Source organism: Janthinobacterium sp. JF4, from assembly GCF_059617925.1.
Window position 1 is genome coordinate 33,782 of the sequence record NZ_JCAQAV010000011.1, and the last position, 20,905, is coordinate 54,686.

Annotated in this window: 20 protein-coding genes; 5 read left to right on the forward strand and 15 right to left on the reverse strand. The window is 62.5% G+C overall.

Annotation, left to right across the window (positions count from 1 at the left end; all coding sequences use genetic code 11):
• Positions 1–252: 252 nt before the first annotated feature.
• Positions 253–1,338 (reverse strand): uroporphyrinogen decarboxylase, encoded by a 1,086-nt coding sequence (gene hemE, locus AC54AF_RS11475; RefSeq protein WP_071075009.1) that lies wholly within the window; start codon positions 1,336–1,338, stop codon positions 253–255.
• Positions 1,339–1,536: 198 nt separating this feature from the next.
• On the opposite strand from hemE, the gene AC54AF_RS11480 reads away from it, so the two are divergent.
• The 5 genes from AC54AF_RS11480 to AC54AF_RS11500 all read left to right on the forward strand — a co-directional run bounded on the left by AC54AF_RS11480 (position 1,537) and on the right by AC54AF_RS11500 (position 10,943).
• Positions 1,537–3,480 carry a dipeptidyl-peptidase 5 gene (locus AC54AF_RS11480; RefSeq protein WP_496636653.1) on the forward strand — a complete coding sequence of 648 codons (1,944 nt, stop codon included), beginning with the start codon at positions 1,537–1,539 and terminating at the stop codon, positions 3,478–3,480.
• The gene (locus tag AC54AF_RS11485; RefSeq protein WP_496636654.1) at positions 3,477–7,658 is read left to right on the forward strand and encodes a DEAD/DEAH box helicase; all 4,182 of its coding nucleotides are present in this window, start codon (positions 3,477–3,479) and stop codon (positions 7,656–7,658) included. The genes AC54AF_RS11480 and AC54AF_RS11485 overlap by 4 nt, the downstream gene beginning before the upstream one ends.
• A gap of 69 nt (positions 7,659–7,727) precedes the next feature.
• Positions 7,728–8,216 (forward strand): hypothetical protein, encoded by a 489-nt coding sequence (locus AC54AF_RS11490; protein ID WP_496636655.1) that lies wholly within the window; start codon positions 7,728–7,730, stop codon positions 8,214–8,216.
• Positions 8,217–8,383: 167 nt separating this feature from the next.
• Complete coding sequence (locus AC54AF_RS11495; protein ID WP_496636691.1) at positions 8,384–10,243, forward strand: DUF885 domain-containing protein; 1,860 nt, start codon at positions 8,384–8,386, stop codon at positions 10,241–10,243.
• Positions 10,244–10,409: 166 nt separating this feature from the next.
• Positions 10,410–10,943, forward strand: coding sequence for a hypothetical protein (locus AC54AF_RS11500; protein WP_496636656.1), 534 nt, complete (start codon positions 10,410–10,412; stop codon positions 10,941–10,943).
• Positions 10,944–11,020: 77 nt separating this feature from the next.
• Here the strand turns inward: AC54AF_RS11500 and tatC are convergent, their stop codons facing one another.
• From tatC to hisG, 14 genes are all read right to left on the reverse strand, one after another.
• Positions 11,021–11,776, reverse strand: a complete 756-nt coding sequence (gene tatC, locus AC54AF_RS11505; protein WP_496636657.1) for a twin-arginine translocase subunit TatC — start codon at positions 11,774–11,776, stop codon at positions 11,021–11,023.
• Complete coding sequence (gene tatB, locus AC54AF_RS11510) at positions 11,773–12,306, reverse strand: Sec-independent protein translocase protein TatB (protein ID WP_131688120.1); 534 nt, start codon at positions 12,304–12,306, stop codon at positions 11,773–11,775. Before tatB ends, tatC begins: the two co-directional genes overlap by 4 nt.
• A 48-nt stretch (positions 12,307–12,354) precedes the next feature.
• Positions 12,355–12,591 (reverse strand): Sec-independent protein translocase subunit TatA, encoded by a 237-nt coding sequence (gene tatA / locus AC54AF_RS11515; RefSeq protein ID WP_071075001.1) that lies wholly within the window; start codon positions 12,589–12,591, stop codon positions 12,355–12,357.
• A gap of 80 nt (positions 12,592–12,671) precedes the next feature.
• Entirely contained in the window at positions 12,672–13,043 is a 372-nt protein-coding gene (locus AC54AF_RS11520; RefSeq protein WP_496636658.1) for a histidine triad nucleotide-binding protein, read from the reverse strand.
• Positions 13,044–13,058: 15 nt separating this feature from the next.
• Positions 13,059–13,430 (reverse strand): phosphoribosyl-ATP diphosphatase, encoded by a 372-nt coding sequence (locus tag AC54AF_RS11525; RefSeq protein WP_070257793.1) that lies wholly within the window; start codon positions 13,428–13,430, stop codon positions 13,059–13,061.
• Positions 13,427–13,864: a phosphoribosyl-AMP cyclohydrolase gene (gene hisI, locus AC54AF_RS11530; protein ID WP_496636659.1), complete on the reverse strand. Its 438-nt coding sequence runs from the start codon at positions 13,862–13,864 to the stop codon at positions 13,427–13,429. Before hisI ends, AC54AF_RS11525 begins: the two co-directional genes overlap by 4 nt.
• Before the next feature lie 33 nt (positions 13,865–13,897).
• Positions 13,898–14,659 (reverse strand): imidazole glycerol phosphate synthase subunit HisF, encoded by a 762-nt coding sequence (hisF, locus tag AC54AF_RS11535; RefSeq protein ID WP_035823098.1) that lies wholly within the window; start codon positions 14,657–14,659, stop codon positions 13,898–13,900.
• Between the two features lie 60 nt (positions 14,660–14,719).
• Positions 14,720–15,493, reverse strand: a complete 774-nt coding sequence (gene hisA / locus AC54AF_RS11540) for a 1-(5-phosphoribosyl)-5-[(5-phosphoribosylamino)methylideneamino]imidazole-4-carboxamide isomerase (RefSeq protein WP_034753842.1) — start codon at positions 15,491–15,493, stop codon at positions 14,720–14,722.
• A gap of 49 nt (positions 15,494–15,542) precedes the next feature.
• Positions 15,543–16,181, reverse strand: a complete 639-nt coding sequence (gene hisH / locus AC54AF_RS11545; protein ID WP_071653704.1) for an imidazole glycerol phosphate synthase subunit HisH — start codon at positions 16,179–16,181, stop codon at positions 15,543–15,545.
• A 38-nt stretch (positions 16,182–16,219) separates the two neighbouring features.
• Positions 16,220–16,810, reverse strand: a complete 591-nt coding sequence (gene hisB / locus AC54AF_RS11550) for an imidazoleglycerol-phosphate dehydratase HisB (protein ID WP_010402123.1) — start codon at positions 16,808–16,810, stop codon at positions 16,220–16,222.
• Between the two features lie 19 nt (positions 16,811–16,829).
• On the reverse strand, positions 16,830–17,924 hold the full coding sequence (hisC, locus tag AC54AF_RS11555; RefSeq protein WP_131688116.1) for a histidinol-phosphate transaminase: 1,095 nt from the start codon (positions 17,922–17,924) through the stop codon (positions 16,830–16,832).
• Between the two features lie 33 nt (positions 17,925–17,957).
• The gene (locus AC54AF_RS11560; protein WP_496636692.1) at positions 17,958–18,881 is read right to left on the reverse strand and encodes a DNA-methyltransferase; all 924 of its coding nucleotides are present in this window, start codon (positions 18,879–18,881) and stop codon (positions 17,958–17,960) included.
• 5 nt (positions 18,882–18,886) lie between these two features.
• Positions 18,887–20,212: a histidinol dehydrogenase gene (hisD, locus tag AC54AF_RS11565; protein ID WP_131688114.1), complete on the reverse strand. Its 1,326-nt coding sequence runs from the start codon at positions 20,210–20,212 to the stop codon at positions 18,887–18,889.
• Between the two features lie 24 nt (positions 20,213–20,236).
• Positions 20,237–20,905: an ATP phosphoribosyltransferase gene (gene hisG / locus AC54AF_RS11570; RefSeq protein ID WP_131688113.1), complete on the reverse strand. Its 669-nt coding sequence runs from the start codon at positions 20,903–20,905 to the stop codon at positions 20,237–20,239.

Genomic DNA, 20,905 nt, shown 5'->3' on the forward strand with positions numbered 1-20,905 from the left:
AGGAATAAGGCAGGCGAACGAAAGAATAACCTTATCAATAGCAACAAAGTCTGCCGAGCAAGGTATTTTTTATCCCTTAATAATCAAGTACTTGCGGAGAGTTCCCGGGCATGGATTTTCCACTGCCTCTTATTTCCGCAGCAAAAAAAATTGTGCATAAGTCGGTATTTCTTGCTAAGGCGCAGCAAAGAAAAAGGCAGGCTTTCGCTGGAAAGCCTGCCTCTCTGCCCCTGCGCCGGGGGAAGCGGGGAATTACTGGCCGCTGCGCATGGCGCGGCTCATGCTGTGCACGGCTTCCACCATGGCTGCCACGGATTCCGGCGGCGTGAACTGGGAAATGCCATGGCCCAGGTTGAACACGTGGCCCGTGCCGGCCGATGGCGCGCCAAACGCGTTGAGCACTTTCGCCACTTCGGCGCGGATCTGCTCGGGGCTGGCGAACAGGATGGCCGGGTCGAGATTGCCCTGCAAGCCCACTTTATGGCCCACCAGCTGGCGCGCGCGCGTCAGGTTGACGGTCCAGTCCAGACCCACGGCATCGGCGCCGATGTCGGCGATCTGCTCGATCCACTGGCCGCCGCCCTTGGTAAACACGATGGCGGGAATCTTGACGCCATCCTTGTCGCGTTTCAATTGCGCCACCACTTGCTGCATGTAGGCCAGCGAGAATTCCTGGTAGGCGCCGTCGGCCAGCGCACCGCCCCAGGAATCGAAAATCATCACGGCTTGCGCGCCGGCATCGATTTGCGCATTCAGGTACTGCGCCACGGAAGTGGCGTTAATCGCCAGGATGTGGTGCATCAGGTCCGGGCGGTTGTACAGCATTTTCTTGATGGTATGGAACTCTTTCGAGCCGCCGCCTTCCACCATGTAGCACGCCAGGGTCCACGGGCTGCCGGAAAAACCGATCAGCGGCACGCGGCCATTGAGTTCCGTGCGGATTTGCGTGACGGCCTTGAAGACGTAGTCGAGCGACTCCAGGTCCGGCACCTGCAGCGCCTTGACGTCCTGTTCCGTGCGCAGCGGGCGCTCGAACTTCGGGCCTTCGCCATCGGCGAAATACAGACCCAGGCCCATGGCGTCTGGCACTGTCAGGATGTCGGAAAACAGGATGGCCGCGTCGAGCGGGAATCGCTCCAGGGGCTGCAAGGTCACTTCCGTGGCGTAATCGGGATTCTTTGCCAGGCCCAGGAAAGAGCCGGCCCGCTCGCGCGTGGCGCGGTATTCGGGCAGGTAGCGGCCCGCCTGGCGCATCAGCCAGACAGGGGTGTGCTCAGTCGGCTGGCGCAACAGGGCGCGCAGGAAAGTGTCATTCTGAAGCGGAGCAAATTGTGGCATGGCAGGCAATCGAGCTTGGAGAAGCGGTATTATCGCATCCAATCGCCGCCATTTCATTGATTCCGGTGCCGCTTTGCAGCATTTGCCGCGCACAGCGATGACTTTCGTTGTGCCTGCCCTTCCATTATGATGATGCCAGCCGCCGCGCGCCCTGACCCTGCCTGGCGGCCCTTGATCCCCTCACTATACGGAGCCCGCATGACCTCGACCGCATCCAGCACCCCTTATGGCATCTGGCCATCGCCGATCAGCGCGGCCATCGTCGCCGCCGGCGCCTCGCCGCTGACGCAGCTGGCCCTGGGGGGGGCGGATGGCGCCGACGTGTACTGGCTGGCCGGGCGCGCCAGCGAGGCGGGCCGCAACACCCTGCTGCGCCAGCGCGGCGCGCGCATCGATGAACTGACGCCGGCACCGTTCAATGTGCGTACCCGCGTGCATGAATACGGCGGCGGCGCGTATGCCGTCGCCGGCGATACCGTCTACTTTTCGCATTTCGCCGACAATTGCCTGTACCGCGTGAGCGGCGATGGCGCGCCCGAAGCGTTCACCACGGGCGGCAACACGCGCCATGCGGACTTCGTCGTCGATGCGGCCCGTTCCCGCCTGATCGCCGTGCGCGAGCAGCATCCGGAAGAGGGCCATGCGCAGCCGGAAAACAACCTGGCCGCCGTCGGCTTCGACGGACGCGAAACGGTGCTGGCGCGCGGCCACGATTTTTATGCGGCGCCGCGTTTGTCGCCGGACGGCAGCCAGCTGGCGTGGATCAGCTGGGATCACCCGCGCCTGCCGTGGCAAGGCACGGAACTGTGGCTGGCCGACGTGCAGGCGGATGGCAGCCTGGGGTCGCCGCGCCTGATCGCCGGTGGCGCGCGCGAGTCGATTTGCCAGCCGGAATGGTCGCCCGGCGGCTTGCTGCACTTCGTTTCCGACAGCAGCGGCTGGTGGAATCTGTACCGCCTGCACGGCGCCGACATCGAGGCGCTGTGCCCGATGGAAGCGGAATTTGCCACGCCGCACTGGACCTTCGGCGGCAGCATGTACGGTTTCCTTTCCGACGACGAGATCGTCTGCACGTACATCCAGGCCGGCATCAGCTATCTGGCGCAATTGAGCGTGGCGGCAGCCAAGCTCGAGCCGATTCCCCACCCGTACCAGGAAATCCGCGAACTGCGCGTGGGACCGGGCTTCGTCGCGCTCTTGGGCGGCAGCCCCACCATCGCGCTGGAACTGGCGCGCATCGATTTGTCTAACCATGAGCTGGAAGTGCTGGCGCAGTCGATCGCACACTTGCCCCCGCTCGGCTACCTGTCCGTGCCGCGCAGCTTGAGTTTCCCTAGCAATAATGGCCGCACGGCTTACGCCTTCTTTTATGCGCCCACGAATGCCGACGTGCAGGCACCGGCGGGAACCTTGCCGCCCGTCATCGTCATCAGCCATGGCGGCCCCACCAGCATGGCCAGCAATACCTTGAAACTGGCGACGCAGTTCTGGACCAGCCGCGGCATCGGCGTGCTCGACGTCAACTATGGCGGCAGCAGCGGTTTCGGCCGCGAATACCGCGACGCCTTGCGCGGACAATGGGGCATCGTCGACGTGGAAGACTGCATCGCCGGCGCCCGTTACCTGGCCGCCAACGGCCTGGCCGACCCCGAGCGCCTGATCATCCGCGGCGGCAGCGCCGGCGGCCTGACGACCCTGTGCGCATTGACGTTCCACGACGTCTTCAAGGCGGGCGCCAGCTACTATGGCGTGTCCGACCTGAAGGGCCTGGACGACGATTCGCACAAGTTCGAATCGCGCTACACCGATTACCTGATCGCCTCGCAGCCGCAAGCCGAGGCGCTGTACCGCGAGCGCTCGCCCATCCACCACACGGATAAATTGTCGCGCCCGATGATTTTCTTCCAGGGCCTCGACGACAAGGTGGTGCCGCCGCAACAGTCGCAGCTGATGGTCGACGCCCTGCAGGCGCGCGGCGTGCCCGTCGCCTACGTGCCCCTGGAAGGCGAGGGACACGGCTTCCGCAAGGCGGAAAACATCGTGCGCACGCTGGACGCGGAACTGTATTTCTACCAGCGCGTGTTCGGCCTGCCCGTGGCGGCCGGCGCGCCACCCGTGCAGATCGCCAACTTGCCCGCATGAACGACCTGCATCTAGACCAACATCTGCTGGACGAGTTCGCCGCCCTGGAGCTGCATGCGCAAATGATCCTGGCCTTGCTGGCGATCACGGGCGAGCCGGTGGGCAAGCATGCCGTGTATGAACACTTGCAGCGCGCCAATGTCGTCGAGCCGGACGGCACGCCGTTTTCCCTGCTGGTGGTAACGCACACGCTGCAGCGGCTGACGCGTCTGGCGCTGGCCAGCGAAGTGGTGGGGCGCGGCTTTGCCTGCGAAGCGAGGCTGCGCTGGCCCGCCATGCGCGCCGCCATCGAGCACCTGGTGTTTCGCGACCTGTGCCAGGCCATCGAGCTGATCAACCCGGTGCGCCGCAACTGGGATGGCTATGTGGAATTGCGCAGCTACCGGCAAGGCGTGGCGCGCCTGCGCATCGCCCTGCTGCGCAACGACGAGGTGCGCCACGTGGCCGCCATCCTGGCCGCCTGCATGGCGTGCTATGAAGCGCAGCAGCTGCATCCGCTGATCGAGATTTTCGGGCGGCCGTTCGAGCCCGAGATGTTGTCTTTCGTCATGCCGCAACTGCAGGATGACATCCTCGCCGTGCTGCTGGGCAACGCCCCGCGCGAGCCGGCCACGGCGCACGCCATCCGTACCTACGCGCGCGCGCACCACGCGCGCCAGGCGGCGGCCGGCGACCATATCGGCCCCGCCCTGCCGCTGGCCTTGGCCGAAGACGCCCTGCTATGCGGCGAACTCGACACGGCCGCGCGCTACCTGGCGGGCCAGCAGGGGCCGCAGGTGCTGTTTATCGACAGCAGCATCGCCCTGTTGCGCGGTGAACATGCGCACGCCGTGGCGGGCTTCGAGACGGCCCTGAAGGGGTTGCGCAAGGACGCGGGCAAGCGCAAGCTGTGCTTTACGGGCATCGGCGGCCACCTGTACGTGCTGGCCCTGCTGCGCGGCAATGATGCCAAACTGCTGAAAAGCGCGGAAACCTACCTCGATATCGCGCTGCACGCGCAGCCTAACCACGACAGCATCGTCTACCAGCAGTTGAACACCTTGCGCCTGGTGCGCGCCGGCGTGCAACTGGCGGAAAGCATCCCCACGCGCAGCTGGGAAACGGCACTGCAGGCGCAGCTGTTCCAGGCCTTGCTGTACTACTGGCTGGCCCTGCCGCAATTAAGCGAACGCAAGGATCAACTAGGCGTGCTGGTGCAACACGCGGACGCGGCCGGCTACGATTTGATCGCCGCGCAGGCGGCCGGCCTGCTGGGCTTGATGGGCGAGCCGCAGCAGGAGCGCTATGCCACGGCCAAGCGGGCGCAACACGGCTTGACGGACATGGCGCCATGGTTCGAGCGCCAGGAGGCGTGGCAGCGCCAGCTGAGCGCGCTGATCAACCTGCAGCAGAATGCGCCCGCCGAAGCGCTGGGCGGCGTCTCGCGCCTCGTGTGGCTGGTGGCATTCGACCCGCGTTTCGGCTTGACGGCAGTGGAAGTGCGCGAGCAGAAGCGCGACGCGCGGGGCGGCTGGAGCAAGGGCCGCGCCATGGGCTTGAAACGCCTGGCCGAAGAGGCCGGCGACATCGATTTCCTCACGCCGCAAGACGCCCGCGCGGCGGGCAGCATCGCGCCTTTTAAACAATATTATTCGTCGGCGCCGCGCTATGAAGTCGAGCTGGACAAGGCCGCCGTCTTGCTGGTGGGCCATCCGCTCGTCTTCTGGCTCGATCATCCCGACACGCGCGTGGAACTGATCGCCGGCGCGCCCGAGCTCCTGATCAAGTCGCACGAGGGGCAGCTGTGGCTGGGCATGCAGCCGCCATTACCCGACAACGGCAGCAATGTCGTGGTGCAGCGCGAGACGCCGACCCGCCTGCGCGTGGTGCACATCCTCGACGAGCACCGGCGCATCGGCGCCATCGTGGGCCTGGGCCTGTCCGTGCCCCTGCATGCGGAAAAACAGGTGATGCAGGCGATCGGCGCCATTTCGTCGATGGTCACCGTGCAATCCGATATCGGCGGCGGCGCAGGGGACGCGGAAGCGATCACGGCAGACCACCGCCTGCACGTGCACCTGCTGCCCTACCAGCAGGGCCTCAAGATGCAGATACTGGTGCGCCCCCTGCTCGACAACGGCGCCTATTACGCGCCCGGCAGCGGCGCCGAAAGCGTGTTTGCCGACGTGGCGGGCCGGGCCGTGCAAGCGCGGCGCGACCTGAACGCGGAACGCGAAGCGCAGCGCCAGCTCATCGGAAAATGCCTGGTGCTGGAAGAGGCGGAAGAAGAGCATGGCGAGTGGCTGCTGGGCCAGCCTGCGCTGGGCCTGCAATTGCTGGTGGAACTGCAGGCGCTGGAGCCAGACGGCATGGTGCTGGCGTGGCCCGAGGGCGAGACCATGCGCGTGTCGAAACGCATCGACAGCGGCCAGATGCGCCTGAACATCAAAAGTGAAAAAGACTGGTTTGCCGCCAGCGGCGAAGTGCAGATCGATGAAGACAAGGTGATGGACTTGCGCGCCCTGCTCGATTTGATGCAGAACAATAAGAACCGCTTCGTGGCCCTGGGCGACAATCAGTTCCTGGCCCTCAGCGATGAGTTGCATCGCCGGCTGTCGGAGCTGGCCGCGTATGGCGAAGCGCATGCCGATGGCGTGCACATCCACCCGCTGGCCGCCTTCGCGCTGGAAGAGCTGGCCAACGACGCGGGCGGCGTGCAGGCCGACAAACTGTGGCGCGAACACTTGCTGCGCCTGCGCGCCCTCGACGATTATCAACCGCAGCTGCCCAGCACCTTGCAGGCGGACTTGCGCGACTACCAGCTGGCCGGTTTTAACTGGCTGGCGCGTCTGGCGCACTGGGGCGTGGGCGCCTGCCTGGCCGACGACATGGGACTCGGCAAGACCTTGCAGGCGCTGGCGCTGATCCTGGCGCGCGCGCCGAACGGCCCCACCCTCGTCGTCGCGCCCACGTCCGTGTGCATGAACTGGATCAGCGAAGCGACGCGCTTCGCCCCCACGTTAACAGTCAAGCTGTTCGGCAGCGGCGACCGCGCCGACATGCTGGGCACCTTGCAACCGTTCGACGTGGTGGTGGCCAGCTACGGCTTGCTGCAGCAGGAAGCGGCGATGTTTGCCGGCGTGCATTGGCATACGATCGTGCTCGACGAGGCGCAAGCGATCAAGAATGGCGCCACCAAGCGCTCGCAAGCCGTGATGGCCTTGCAGGGCGACTTCCGCATGGTGGCCAGCGGCACGCCGCTGGAAAACCACCTGGGTGAATTGTGGAATCTGTTCCGCTTCATCAATCCCGGCTTACTGGGCACCCTCGACCAGTTTAATTTGCGCTTTGCCGGTCCCATTGAGAAAGATCAAGACAAGCGGGCGGCGGCCGGCGCGCGATTGCGCTTGCGCCGCCTGATCGCGCCATTCATCTTGCGCCGCACGAAGACGCAAGTGCTGTCGGAATTGCCATCGCGCACGGAAATCGTGCTGGAAGTGGAATTGTCGCCGCCGGAAACGGCGCTGTACGAATCCTTGCGCCGCGAAGCGCTGGAAAAGCTGGCCATGGTGGAAGGGCCGGCGTCGAAGAAAGCCATCCAGATCCTGGCGGAAATCATGAAACTGCGCCGCGCCTGCTGCAATCCGCAACTGGTGGCGCCCGAGCTGGGCCTGGCCAGCAGCAAGCTGGCGGCCTTCGCCCAGTTACTGTCGGGCTTGCTGGAAAACCGCCACAAGGTGCTCGTCTTCAGCCAGTTCGTCGACCATCTGACCCTGATCCGCCGGCACCTGGAGCAGCATGGCGTCAGCTACCAGTATCTCGACGGCAGCACGCCCATGCAGGAACGCAAGCGCCGGGTCGACGCTTTCCAGGCGGGCGAAGGCGATGTCTTCCTGATCAGCCTGAAGGCGGGCGGCATGGGCATCAATTTGACGGCGGCCGACTACGTGATCCACATGGACCCGTGGTGGAACCCGGCCGTGGAAGACCAGGCTTCGGACCGCGCCCACCGCATGGGGCAATTGCGCCCCGTCACCATTTACCGGCTGGTGGCCAGGCACACGATCGAGGAAGGCATCGTCGAATTGCACCAGCACAAGCGCGACCTGGCCGACAGCTTGCTGGAAGGCAGCGACGCGGCCGCGCGCATGTCGGCCAACGACATGCTGGGCATGCTGCAGGAAGGGTTAAAACGATGAGCTTGAAAAAATGAACGGCGAAGCCGCGTTCCATGCGATGATCGTTTTTCCCTGTTTCTCTGCGACGCCATGACCGACTATATCGCCACCAGCGCCGGCCAGCGCGCCACCTTTTTGTGCGGCAAATCCTGGACCGCCTACGTCAGCACCTTCCTCATTGCCGTGCTGCTGTTTTTTGCCGCCCTGCCGCTGGCCTTCAAGTACAACGCGCGCGCCGCCTTCGTGGTGATGATCGGCTCGGCCCTGATCGTCGGCTACCGCCTGCTGACCATCCGCAGCTACCAGCTGTACTACGATGAAGCGGGCGTGTGGTTGGCGTCCGGCATCTTGCCGTGGAAAAAGAAACTCACGGGCGTCAAGTGGCGCGACATGGATGAAGCCGTCTATGAAACGAACTTCTGGAGCTGGCTGTTCCAGTCCTACACGGTCAGAGTCAGCCAGCGCTACACGCAGGACATCGAAATCCACGCCACCGGCATGGCGCGGGGCAAGGATGCCGTGGCGGCCATCAATGCGCGCCACCAGGAACTGCTGCACGGCAGCGCCATCGTCGTCTAGCGACGCGCTCCCGCCGCAAAAAACTGCGCAGCGGCGGCAATTAATGCTAATCTTTGGGCCGCCCAGGCAAGCAAGGCCAACCTTTCAATAGTTGTTTGTTACTTACATTATCAGTTTATTATTTTCTGATTAAAACAAACAGCAAAATATTCAAGAGATAAACTATGCTGATAAAAAATAAAGTTGCGCTCGCCGCATTGATGATGGCCTTTACCCTGACACCGGCCAGCGCCGCCAAGAAGCCGCAGAAGAACGGCAAGGCCAGCACAAGCAGCAGCAAGAAAAAAACCGTCGCCAAGAAAGCGGCCGTCGTCAGTGCCGCCACGGCAGCCACGGTAGCGGCCGTCGCCAGCGAGAACAGCAGCGACCGTTCCATGAATAACCTCAGCGGCCAGTTCCTCACGGCCCTGTGGCGCCTGGACCCGGAAAGCGCGATTTCCGTCGGCAAGTACGATGGCGCCGCCAACCTAAGCATTCCCGACGCGGCCAGCCGCCAGAAGCAACTGGCCTTCATCGAAGAATGGCTGGGCAAGTTCGGTAAACTCAATGCCGGAAAAATGTCGGACAAGCAACGTACCGACCTGGCCTTGCTGACGAATAAACTGCAATCGGATCGCTGGTATCTGACCACCTTCCGCGAATTCGAATGGAATCCCGCCCAGTACAACGTGGCAGGCTCGATCGACTTCATCCTGAATACGGAATACGCCTCGCAGCCGCAGCGCCTGCGCACCTTGCTCAAGCGCATCGCCACCGTGCCGCAGTACTATGCGGCCGCGCGCGCCAGTATCAATCACCCCACGCGCGAACACACGCAGCTGGCCATCGCCCAGAGCGCCGGCGTACTCAGCGTGCTTGACGACCTGAACAAGACGGCACAGGGCTCCATCCTGACGCCGGCGGAAAAGCAGCTGTACAACGCGCGCATCGCCGCGGCCCGCACGGCCGTGCAAGGCTATGCGGCCTGGCTGACGGAACAGGATGCCGCGCTGGCGCAGAATGGCAATGCGCGCTCCTTCCGCATCGGCAAGGATGTATATGAGCAGAAATTTGCCTATGATATCCAGGCCAGCGTGAGCGCCGAGCAAATGTACCAGAAAGCCCTGGCCGCGCGCGAAAAGCTGCTCGAGCACATGGATAGCCTGTCCGATGAACTGTGGCTGAAAACCATGGGCGCCACGGCCAAGCCGGCGGACCGCACGGCGAAGATCGGCATGGTGATCGACAAGCTGTCCAGCAACCACGTGGCGGCCGCCGATTTCGTGCCGGAAATCCGCCGCCAGATTCCCGAGCTGCAGGCATGGGTGACCAGCCACAACCTGCTGACGATGGATCCGAAAAAGCCCCTGGTCGTGCGTGAAACGCCCGCCTACCAGCGCGGCGTGGCCGGCGCCAGCATCGAAGCGCCCGGCCCGTACCGCCCGCAGGACCGTACCTATTACAACGTGACGCCGCTCGATGGCGAAACGCCGGAACAGGCGGAAAGCAGCTTGCGCGAGTACAACCACTGGATCTTGCAGATCCTGAATATCCACGAAGCCATCCCCGGCCACTACACGCAGCTCGTCTACGCCAACAAGTCGCCGTCGCTGGTCAAGTCCATCTTCGGCAATGGCGCCATGATCGAAGGCTGGGCCGTATATGGCGAACGCATGATGCTCGAATCGGGCTATGGCAATAACGCACCGGAAATGTGGCTGATGTATTCGAAGTGGAACTTGCGCAGCGTCACCAACACCATCCTCGACTACAGCGTGCACGTGCTGGGCATGACGGAAGCGCAGGCGCTCGACCTGCTGACGCGCCAGGCCTTCCAGACCAAGCGGGAAGCGACGGAAAAATGGCGCCGCGTGCAGCTGAGCTCGGTGCAACTGACCAGCTATTTCAGCGGCTATAGCGAAATCATGGAATTGCGCGAACAGCGCAAGCAAGCGCTGGGCAACAAGTTCGTGCTGAAGGATTTCCATGAGCAATTCCTCAGCTACGGCAGCGCGCCCGTGAAAGTCATCAAGGAATTGATGAATTAAGCGGTACGCAGCTTCACCTTGCAAAGGGCGCTGCGGCGCTGCATGTGTTTGCGCCGCCGCAAGCCACTGGCGCACCTGTCCATTAAGCTGATGGGAAGGCAGGCGCCACCGCACTCCTCACTGGCAATTGCCGATTTTTCTGCTAGGCTGGATTTCAGGAGCGTCCATGCATCTGCCCATCCAGTTTGACACCCTCGATTACGCCAAACGCCTCGCCTCGGCAGGCGTGCCCACACAGCAAGCGGAAGCCCATGCAGCGGCCCTGGGCGATGTGCTCGGTTCGGCCGTGGTCGTGCATAGTGAACTGGCGGCGCTGGAGCGCAATCTGCTGGGAGAAATCAAACTGGTGGCGCAAAAAGTCGACACCAGGGTGGGGGCTCTTGATGTGAAAATCGATGCGCTGGAACACAAATTCGATACCAAGTTAGATGCATTAGACCAAAAATTCGATAGCAAGTTGGATGCATTGGACCAAAAATTCGATAACAAGTTAGATGCATTGGATCAAAAATTCGATAGCAGAATAGATGCACTGGAACAGAAGTTCGATGCCAGATTCGATAACTCCGAGCAAAAATTCGATGCGCGCCTGGAACGCCTGGACTTGCGCCATGGCGCGGACATGAAACACGTCTACTGGATGATGAGCACCCTGATCCTGCTCAACCTGGGCATCCTCAGCAAACTGATGCTGCAGTAGATACCTAAACTTTCCTGGCGATAAAAAAGCCGCTGTTCCCGAGGGAAATCAGCGGCTTGTGCCTGTGTGCCTGCTCGTTAGGACGCTTCTTCCGGCGCCTGGGTGGCCTTGACGAAGATGGGCGCCACCAGCAGGCCCAGCTCGAACAGCAGGCACATCGGGATGGCCAGCGAGAACTGGCTGACCACGTCCGGCGGCGTGACGATGGCGGCAATCACGAAAGCGCCGACGATGATGTAGGGACGCACTTCCTTGAGTTTGGCGACAGAAACCAGACCCATGCGCACAAGGATCACCACCACCACGGGCACCTCGAAGGTCGCGCCAAAGGCCAGGCACATCGACATGACGAAATCGAGGTAGTTTTCGATATCGGGCGTGACGGCGATCGACGATGGCGAAAAATCGCTGATGAAGTGGAAGACGCGGCCAAACACAAAGAAATAGCAGAAGGCCACGCCAGCGATGAACAGCAGGGAAGACGAGATGACCAGCGGCGCGATCAGGCGCTTTTCATGCGTGTACAGGCCGGGGGCGATGAAGGCCCACATCTGGTACAGCACCCAGGGCAAGGCGACGATGAAGGCGATGACCAGCGTCACTTTCATCGGCACCAGGAACGGGGAGATGACGCCGGTGGCGATCATTTTCGAGCCGGCCGGCAGCGAGGCGATCATCGGCTCGGCAATAAAATCGTAGATTTGCGAGGGGCCGGGCCAGTAAAACAGCACGGCACAGACGACGGCGATGCCGATCGAGGCCTTGACCAGGCGGTTGCGCAGCTCGACCAGATGCGAGATAAAAGTTTCTTCCACCGGGGATTTGCTACTCATGAGTAAAAGGAGGAGGAACTGGCGCGCGGACGGAAGCGCGCCACGCGGGCGGCCGCCGACTGCACGTGCAGCTTGCCGCCATGGCGCTGCTTGTACCAGCCAGGGATGGCGGAATTACGCACCAGCTTCTTGCGGCGGAATTCGCGCGCCTTGCGGGCCAGGTCATCGTTGGTGGCGCGCAGCATGGCTTCATGGGCATCGTGATGCCCCTCATGCGAGCCTGCATCGCCGCGCCAGGCGTTTTCCACCTCGGCCAGGTTGCCGGAGATCGAGTTTTCCACGCCATGCATGGAGTTTTCCACGCTGTGCTTGACGGAATGGGCTGCATCCTGCACTTCCTTCTGCAGGTTTTTCAGCTCTTCCATTTCAATTTCGCGCGAGACTTCGGATTTCACCTGGTTCAGATAGCGTTGCGCGCGGCCATACAGGGTACCGGCCATGCGCGCCACTTTCGGCAACTTTTCAGGGCCGATGACTATCAACGCAACCACGCCGATGATGGCGATTTTAGAGAGACCGAGATCGATCATAAGCGGACAAGGGCTGTTACCGGACGAGGCAAGCGCCCCGCCACGCTATCAGAACTTGCTTTTCTCTTTCGTCTCGACGTCGATGGTGCTTTTGTCGGCCACTTGCGATGGCGCAGCAGGAGGGGTATTGGCTGCCGGAGCGTCATCGTCACCCTTGACGCCATCCTTGAAGCCTTTGACGGCCTTGCCGATATCACCGCCGATATTGCCCAGTTTCTTGGTGCCGAAGACCAGCATCACAATGACCAGAACGATCACCCAGTGCCAAATACTCAATGAACCCATCACATTCTCCTTGCGGGACGGTGCCCGAATAGCGTCAACCAATGCCGGTAGTATACACGTGAACCCGGCGCGTAGCGAAATCAGTGTTGGCCGCGCCAGGGACGGGGACCGCCGTACACATGCATGTGCAGGTGATACACCTCTTGCCCACCGTTCGGGCCGCTGTTGATCATGGTCTTGAAGCCGCCGGAGGGCGTGCCATCGGCATCATAGCTGACGGCGCAGCCGAACTCGGCAGCGAGCTTCGGCGCCAGGCGCAGCAGCTTGCCCAGCATCTCCGTATGGCTGTCGTCGCAGTCGGACAGGCTGGCCACGTGGCGCTTCGGGATCAGCAGCAAGTGCACGGGGGCGGCCGGGTTGATGTCCTTGAAGGCCAGCAAGTCCTCGTCTTCATACACGATGGACGAAGGAATTTGTTTTGCAGCAATCTTGCAGAAAATACAGTTATCCACGCACGCTCCAGTCAGTCAGTGTTTGTCTGTTTCGCCAGCGTCGCGCAATTCATCCTTGCGGGCCGCCTTTTCTTCCAGGCCGGACAGGCCTTCGCGGCGCGCCAGCTCGTCGAGCACCTGCTGCGGCGTCAGGTCGAACTGCGCCAGCATCACCAAGCTGTGAAACCACAGGTCGGCGCATTCGTACAGGACTTTGGACGAGTCGTTGTCGCGGCGCGCATCCTTGGCGGCCATCACGGTTTCCGTCGCTTCCTCGCCGATTTTTTTCAAAATCGCATCGTCGCCCTTGGCAAACAGGCGCGCGACATACGAGGTGGCGGGGTCGCCGCCGTTGGCCAGCTTGCGCGATTCGATCACGGCGGCCAGGCGCTTCAAGGTTTCACTCATTTGCTCTTGCTTTCCGCGTAAATCGTCTCAGGGTCTTTCAGGACGGGGTCGGTGACTTGCCATTCTCCCGTTTTTTCGTCGCCTTCGAATTTCTGGAAGAAGCACGAGTGACGGCCCGTATGGCAGGCGATGCCGCCCGCTTGCTCGATTTTCAGCAAGACTACGTCTTCGTCGCAATCGAGGCGGATTTCCATCACCTTTTGCGTGTGGCCCGATTCTTCGCCCTTGTGCCACAGTTTCTTGCGCGACCGGCTCCAGTACACGGCTTCGCCCAGCTCCACCGTGCGCGCCAGCGCGTCGCGGTTCATCCAGGCGAACATCAGCACGTCATTGCTGCCCGCTTCCTGCGCGATCACGGGCACCAGGCCGTGCTCGTCCCATTTGACCTTTTTCAGCCACTTGGCATTGCTTGCTACGATGGTTCCGTTTTGCATGTTCTTCTATCCTGCTGATTTTACTGCTGCTATTTACGCCAGACGCATGGGAATGCCCTGCTGCGCCATGAAACGCTTGGCTTCCTGCACCGTGTGCTGGCCATAGTGGAAGATGCTGGCGGCCAGCACGGCGTCCGCGCGGCCCACCTTGATGCCATCGACCAGATCCTGCAAGCCGCCCACGCCGCCCGAGGCGATGACGGGGATGCTGACGGCGTCCGACACGCCGCGCGTCAGGCCCAGGTCGAAGCCCACCTTGGTGCCGTCGCGGTCCATGCTGGTGAGCAAGATTTCTCCGGCACCCAGGCTTTCCATCTTTTTGGCCCATGCAAACGCGTCCAGGCCCGTGGCCGTGCGTCCGCCATGGGTAAACACTTCCCACTTGCCTGGCGACACCTGCTTGGCGTCGATGGCGACGACGATGCATTGCGAGCCGTGCTTTTGCGATGCCTCGTACACCAGTTGGGGATTCGTCACGGCCGAAGTGTTGATGCTGACCTTGTCGGCGCCCGCGTTGAGCAGCCGGCGCACGTCTTCCACCACGCGCACGCCGCCGCCCACGGTCAGCGGAATGAACACTTGCGACGCCACCGCTTCGATGATGTCGAAGATCAGGCCGCGGTTGTCGCTGGATGCGGTAATGTCGAGGAAAGTGATTTCATCGGCGCCCTGCTCGTCATAACGGCGGGCAATTTCCACCGGGTCGCCGGCGTCGCGCAATTCCGTGAAGTTGACGCCTTTGACAACGCGACCATTCGTCACGTCGAGGCAGGGGATGATACGTTTTGCAAGCATGATGGTATCCAGATTGTCGCCAGGCCCGGGCATGCGCGTGCACGCCCGGGCCGGGCAGGCTTAAACGGCGGCGTCGGTCAGTTCGTCGGCGCGTTCCTGCGCCTGCGCCAGGTCGATCGTGCCCTCATAGATGGAACGGCCGCAGATCACGCCTTCGATGCCTTCGGCCTGAACGGCGCACAGCGCTTCCACGTCGCCGATATTGTGCAGGCCGCCCGAGGCGATGACGGGGATCTTGACGGCTTGCGCCAGCTTGACGGTGGCGTCGATGTTGATGCCGCCCATCATGCCGTCGCGGCCGATATCCGTGTAGATGATCGATTCGACGCCGTAGGCTTCGAATTTTTTCGCCAGGTCGATCACTTCGTGGCCCGACATCTTGCTCCAGCCATCCGTTGCCACTTTGCCATCCTTGGCATCGAGGCCGACGATGATGTGGCCCGGGAAGGCGCTGCAGGCATCGTGCAGGAAGCCGGGGCTTTTTACGGCCGCCGTGCCGATGATGATGTAGGTGATGCCGGCGTCGAGGTAGCGCTCGATGGTGTCGAGATCGCGGATGCCGCCGCCCAGTTGCACGGGGATTTCCTCGATGTCGTTTTCCACGGCAAAATCTTGCACCGCCTTCAGGATGGCCTTGACGGCACCTTCGTTCTTCGGCTTGCCGGCAAAAGCGCCGTTCAGGTCGACCAGGTGCAGCCGGCGCGCGCCTTGCATCAGCCAATGGCGGGCCATGTCGGCCGGGTCTTCGGAAAATACGGTGGCAAGTTCCATATCGCCTTGTTTCAGGCGTACGCAGTGACCGTCTTTCAGGTCGATGGCGGGAATAAGCAGCATGGTCAGTGTGGTCTAAAGTGAGTGAGAGGCGGAAGCCGGAGAGCTAACGTTAAGGTTGCCAGTGAACAAAATTCTTGTACAGCTGCAAGCCAGCGGCAGCACTTTTTTCAGGATGAAACTGTGTCGCGAAAATATTATCACGGGCGACGGCGCAAGCGAACGGCGCACCATAGACAGTCTCGCCCACCGTGTGCGCCGCCTCTTGAGGTTGAGCAAAATAGCTGTGCACAAAGTAAAAATACGCGTTGTCGGCAATACCATCCCACATGACATGGGACGCCGTTTGCCGCACTTGGTTCCAGCCCATTTGCGGCACCTTGAAGCGCGAGCCGTCTTCCTGCACCTGGCCGTCGAGCTGGAAGCGCACGACTTTGCCAGGCAGCAAGCCCAAACCAGCCGCATTGCCCTCTTCGCTGCCGTCGAACAACATTTGCTCGCCGATGCACACGCCCAGCACGGGCTTGCTGTCGGCGGCGCGCAGCAGCGCTTCGAGCACGCCCGATTCGCGCAAGCTGCGCATGCAGTCAGGCATGGCGCCCTGGCCCGGCAAGACGATGCGGTCGGCGCTGTCGATGTCTTCCACCGCGCCGGAAATGCGCACGTCGGCTTCCGGCGCCACGGCACGCAGCGCTTGCGCCACCGAGCGCAGGTTGCCCATGCCGTAATCCACCACCACAATTTTATTCATGTTTGATCCCGGAATCTACAGTATAGCGAGAGCGGCGCCTACAGGCTGCCCTTGGTCGATGGAATGATGCCGGCCGCGCGTTCGTCGAGTTCGGCAGCCATGCGCAGCGCGCGGCCAAAGGCCTTGAACACGGTTTCGCACTGATGGTGGGCATTCGTGCCGCGCAAGTTGTCGATATGCAATGTCACGCCCGCATGGTTGACGAAGCCGCGGAAAAATTCCAGGGTCAGGTCGACGTCGAAGCCGGCGATCATGGCGCGCGTAAACGGGATGTGGTATTCGATGCCCGGGCGGCCCGAGAAATCGAGCACCACGCGCGACAGCGCCTCGTCCAGCGGCACATACGCATGGCCATAGCGGCGGATGCCCTTCTTGTCGCCGATGGCCTTGGCCACCGCCATACCCAGCGTGATGCCCACGTCTTCCACCGTGTGGTGGTTGTCGATATGCACGTCGCCCGTCGCTTCGATATCCAGGTCGATCAGGCCGTGGCGGGCGATCTGGTCCAGCATATGGTCGAGGAAGGGCACGCCGGTATTGAGCTTTTGCTGGCCGGTACCATCCAGGTTGAGGGCGACGCGAACTTGCGTCTCATTGGTGTTGCGCGTGATTTCTGCGGTGCGGTTCATGGGAGGCTCTGGCGATAGGCTAAACGAGGGATGCCTTGAAGGCATCGTAAAAAAGGGAATTTTCTTCCGGGGTGCTGACGCTGATGCGCAGGCAATTGGCCAGCGCAGCATGCATTTTACTCATATTTTTAATTAAAACCCTGCGGGCAAGCAGTTTTGCACAAACATCGTCGGAATCAGCCACACGAATCAGAAGAAAATTTGCCTTCGAGGGGAATACCGTCACGCCCGGCAGTTCCGCCAGGCGCAGCGCCAGGTCGTCGCGCGCGCTATTGAGCAGGTCCGCCTGGGCATTCAGCACGTCGAGGTGCTCGAGCGCGAATTCGGCCGCCGCCTGCGTCAGCACATTCACATTGTACGGCGGGCGCACTTTCTCGAACTGCGCCAAGAGGGCCGGCGCGGCCGACATGTAGCCGAGGCGAATGCCGGCCAGGCCCAGTTTCGACACGGTGCGCATCACCACCAGGTTCTCGAACTCGGGCAGGCGGCCCATGAAGCTGCGCTGCGCGAACGGCTCGTACGCCTCGTCGACGACGGCGATGCCCGTGTCACCGAGGGCGGCGAGGATACGCTCGATATCGGCGCTGGCAAACAGGTTGCCCGTCGGGTTGTTCGGATAGGCGAGGAAAACCAGCGCCGGGCGGTGCGCTTCGATGGCCGCCAGCATGGCCGGCATATCCAGGCTGAAGTCCGGGTTCAACGGCACGCCGACGAAATCCATGCCGGCAAACTGCGCCGAACGGGCATACATGACGAAGGCCGGCACGGGTGCCAGCAGCACGGCGCGCTTGCCCGGCTCCTGGTGGGCGCAAGCCATGGCCAGGATGGAAATGAGTTCATCGGAGCCGTTGCCCAGCATGACGTCAAAGCCGGCGGGCACGCCGAGTCTGGCGCAGATGGCCGCCTGCAGGCTGGCGTACGACGGCGGATAGCGGTTCAGCGCCACGCCGGCCAGGCGCGCGCCCAGTTCCTCGCGCAGATGCGGCGGCAGCGGATACGGGTTTTCCATCGCATCGAGTTTGATGTAACCGCTGGCATCGGCTACCTGGTAGCTGTTGACGGCCCGCACATCGGAGCGCACGGTGTTGCTGATTAGCTGATCGAGGAAAGACATGCTGCAAACACTCCTGATGAAATTAAATGGAGACTAAATGACGACGTCGTCCGGCACGGCGGCGCTGCGCGCCTTGCGGGCCGGCGCTTTTTTCACGGCGGGCGGCTTCTTCACTGCAGCCGGTTTTTTGACAGCCGCCGGCTTCTTCGCTGCCGCCTTGGCGGGCTTGGTCGCGGGCGGCGCGGCCAGCTCCTGCGTCAACGCCGCCAATCGCTGTTCGATGATGGCGCAATAATCGGGGTTCAGTTCAAAGCCGACGAAATCGCGCCCGCAGCGCTTCGCCGCCAGGGCCGTGGTGCCGCTGCCCATGAACAGGTCGAGCACCACGCCGCCGGGCGGGCACGAAGCCTTGAGCATGCGCTCGATGATTTCGAGCGGCTTTTGCGTCGGGTGGTCGGCCCGTTCCGGGTGTTCCTTGTGCAGGCGCGACACGCTCCACAAGTCTTTCGGGTTGTAGCCCACTTCCAGCCATTTGGCGCCGATGAAGATCGAGCGCGAACGGGCTTTCTTGGTGGCCGCGTCGTAGGCGATGCGCACCGCGTCAAGGTCGAAGTAGTAATCCTTGCGCTTGACGAAGAAGCCGATGGTGTCGTGCACCGATGAAAAGCTGCGCACGCTGCCGCCCATGGACGGCACGCGGCGGTCCCAGATGATTTCATTCATCATCGCCATGCGCTGCTTCAGCATGACGAAGATCTCCGGCGAATAACGCCAGGTAAGAAAGATATACAGGCTGCCGTTGGCTTTCAGCTTGGGCAGCGCTGCATCGATCCACTGCTCCGTCCAGCGCAGGTAGTCGGCCACCGACTGCTGGTCCGAGGCGTTGCCGTAATCCTTGCCCAGGTTGTATGGCGGATCCGTCAGGATCAGGTCCACCGAGCCATCGGGAATGCGCGCCAGCCCCGCCAGCGCATCCTCGCAATAGACCCGGTTGACCCAGTCCGGCTGCTCCGCCATATTCGTCATGGCTGCGGCTTCAGACGCAGCTCGGCGCTGCGCGCGTGCGCCTGCAAGCCTTCGCCATACGCCAGCGTGGCGGCGACGCGGCCCAGGGTTTGCGCGCCCGCTTCGCTGACGTGAATGATGGACGAGCGCTTCTGGAAGTCGTACACGCCCAGCGGCGAGGAAAAGCGCGCCGTGCGCGACGTTGGCAGCACGTGATTGGGACCGCAGCAATAGTCGCCCAGCGATTCGGACGAGTAGCGGCCCAGGAACATGGCGCCCGCATGGCGGATCTGCTCGGCCCACTGCTGCGGGTTTTCCGCCGAGATTTCCAGGTGTTCGGCCGCGATGGCATTGGCGATCTCGCACGCTTCTGCCATGCTGCGCACCTTGATCAGCGCGCCCCTGTCCTGCAGCGACGTGCTGATGGTGGCCTGGCGCGGCATCGTCGGCAGCAGCCTGGCGATGCTCTCTTCGACTTGCGCGATGTAATCTGCGTCGGGGCACAGCAGGATCGCCTGCGCCAGTTCGTCATGCTCGGCCTGCGAAAACAGGTCCATCGCGACCCAGTCGGGGTCCGTCGTGCCGTCGCACAGCACCAGGATTTCCGATGGTCCGGCAATCATGTCGATGCCGACGATGCCGAACACGCGGCGCTTGGCGGCGGCTACATAGGCGTTGCCGGGACCGACGATTTTATCGACGGCGGCGATCGTCTGCGTGCCATAGGCGAGCGCGCCGACGGCTTGCGCGCCACCGATGGTGATCACGCGCGTCACGCCGGCAATCGCCGCAGCGGCCAGCACCATCTGGTTTTTCACGCCATCGGGCGTCGGCACCACCATGATGATCTCGCCCACGCCCGCCACGTGCGCGGGAATGGCGTTCATCAGCACGGACGACGGATACGCTGCCTTGCCGCCCGGGACGTAGATGCCGACCCGGTCCAGCGGCGTGATCTTCTGGCCCAGCACCGTGCCATCGGGTTCGGTGTAGGTAAAGCCGCGCAATTCCTCGCGCTGGCGTTCGTGGAAGGCGCGGATGCGCTGGGCGGCGATCTGCAGCGCCTCGCGCTGGGCCGACGGCAAGCCGTTCAGGGCTGCCTGCAGTTCGGCTTGCGAAATATCGAAGGCCGCCATTTCCGCCGCGCCGCCATGCGGGATGCGGTCGAAACGGTTGGTGTATTCCAGTACCGCGGCGTCGCCGCGCGTTTTCACGTCGGCCAGGATTTTCGCGACCGACGTTTCAATCGCCGCATCGGTGCCCGCCTCGAACGCCAGCAAGGTGTCGAGCGATTGTTGGAAACCATCCTGGCTTGAATCGAGCTTGCGTATCTGTATCGGCATAATCGGCTTTCTGCTACTGAGTGTCTAGGCTTGCGAGGCGCGTTCAAACGCCTCGATAATCGGCTGCAAGCGCTCGCGCTTGAGTTTTAATGCCGCCTGGTTGACCACCAGGCGCGACGAAATTTCCATGATGTGCTCGACCTCGACGAGGTTGTTCGCGCGCAAAGTGCTACCCGTGCTGACCAGGTCGACGATGGCGTCGGACAGGCCCACCAAAGGCGCCAGCTCCATCGAGCCATACAGCTTGATCAGGTCGACGTGCACGCCCTTGGCGGCGAAATGCTCGCGCGCCGTGTGCACGAACTTGGTGGCCACGCGCAGGCGCGCGCCCTGCTGCACCGCCTTTTCGTAATCAAAACCGGCCTGCACCGCCACCGACATGCGGCAGGCGGCGATATTCAGGTCGATCGGCTGGTACAGGCCTTCGCCGCCGTGTTCCAGCAAGACATCCTTGCCCGCCACGCCGAAATCGGCCGCGCCGTACTGCACGTAGGTCGGCACGTCGCTGGCGCGCACGATGATGACGCGCACGTTCGGATCGTTGGTGGCCAAAATCAGCTTGCGCGAGGTCTCCGGGTTTTCCAGCACCCGGATGCCGGCCGCTTCCAGCAGCGGCATGGTGTCCTCAAAAATGCGGCCTTTCGAGAGCGCCAAAATCAGCTGGGAGCTGTCACCGTTATTCGATCCGTTCAT

Excerpts from the sequence above, each read along its gene's own strand:
- hisB (WP_010402123.1), bottom strand. The coding sequence starts at position 16,810 with ATGAACCGCACCGCAGAAATCACGCGCAACACCAATGAGACGCAAGTT.
- AC54AF_RS11485 (WP_496636654.1), top strand. The coding sequence starts at position 3,477 with ATGAACGACCTGCATCTAGACCAACATCTGCTGGACGAGTTCGCCGCC.
- hisD (WP_131688114.1), bottom strand. The coding sequence starts at position 20,212 with ATGCCGATACAGATACGCAAGCTCGATTCAAGCCAGGATGGTTTCCAA.
- hisA (WP_034753842.1), bottom strand. The coding sequence starts at position 15,493 with ATGCTGCTTATTCCCGCCATCGACCTGAAAGACGGTCACTGCGTACGC.
- hisG (WP_131688113.1), bottom strand. The coding sequence starts at position 20,905 with ATGAACGGATCGAATAACGGTGACAGCTCCCAGCTGATTTTGGCGCTC.
- hisI (WP_496636659.1), bottom strand. The coding sequence starts at position 13,864 with ATGCAAAACGGAACCATCGTAGCAAGCAATGCCAAGTGGCTGAAAAAG.
- AC54AF_RS11480 (WP_496636653.1), top strand. The coding sequence starts at position 1,537 with ATGACCTCGACCGCATCCAGCACCCCTTATGGCATCTGGCCATCGCCG.
- hisC (WP_131688116.1), bottom strand. The coding sequence starts at position 17,924 with ATGTCTTTCCTCGATCAGCTAATCAGCAACACCGTGCGCTCCGATGTG.
- AC54AF_RS11525 (WP_070257793.1), bottom strand. The coding sequence starts at position 13,430 with ATGAGTGAAACCTTGAAGCGCCTGGCCGCCGTGATCGAATCGCGCAAG.
- AC54AF_RS11500 (WP_496636656.1), top strand. The coding sequence starts at position 10,410 with ATGCATCTGCCCATCCAGTTTGACACCCTCGATTACGCCAAACGCCTC.
- AC54AF_RS11560 (WP_496636692.1), bottom strand. The coding sequence starts at position 18,881 with ATGGCGGAGCAGCCGGACTGGGTCAACCGGGTCTATTGCGAGGATGCG.
- tatA (WP_071075001.1), bottom strand. The coding sequence starts at position 12,591 with ATGGGTTCATTGAGTATTTGGCACTGGGTGATCGTTCTGGTCATTGTG.
- tatB (WP_131688120.1), bottom strand. The coding sequence starts at position 12,306 with ATGATCGATCTCGGTCTCTCTAAAATCGCCATCATCGGCGTGGTTGCG.
- AC54AF_RS11490 (WP_496636655.1), top strand. The coding sequence starts at position 7,728 with ATGACCGACTATATCGCCACCAGCGCCGGCCAGCGCGCCACCTTTTTG.
- hemE (WP_071075009.1), bottom strand. The coding sequence starts at position 1,338 with ATGCCACAATTTGCTCCGCTTCAGAATGACACTTTCCTGCGCGCCCTG.
- hisH (WP_071653704.1), bottom strand. The coding sequence starts at position 16,181 with ATGAATAAAATTGTGGTGGTGGATTACGGCATGGGCAACCTGCGCTCG.
- tatC (WP_496636657.1), bottom strand. The coding sequence starts at position 11,776 with ATGAGTAGCAAATCCCCGGTGGAAGAAACTTTTATCTCGCATCTGGTC.
- hisF (WP_035823098.1), bottom strand. The coding sequence starts at position 14,659 with ATGCTTGCAAAACGTATCATCCCCTGCCTCGACGTGACGAATGGTCGC.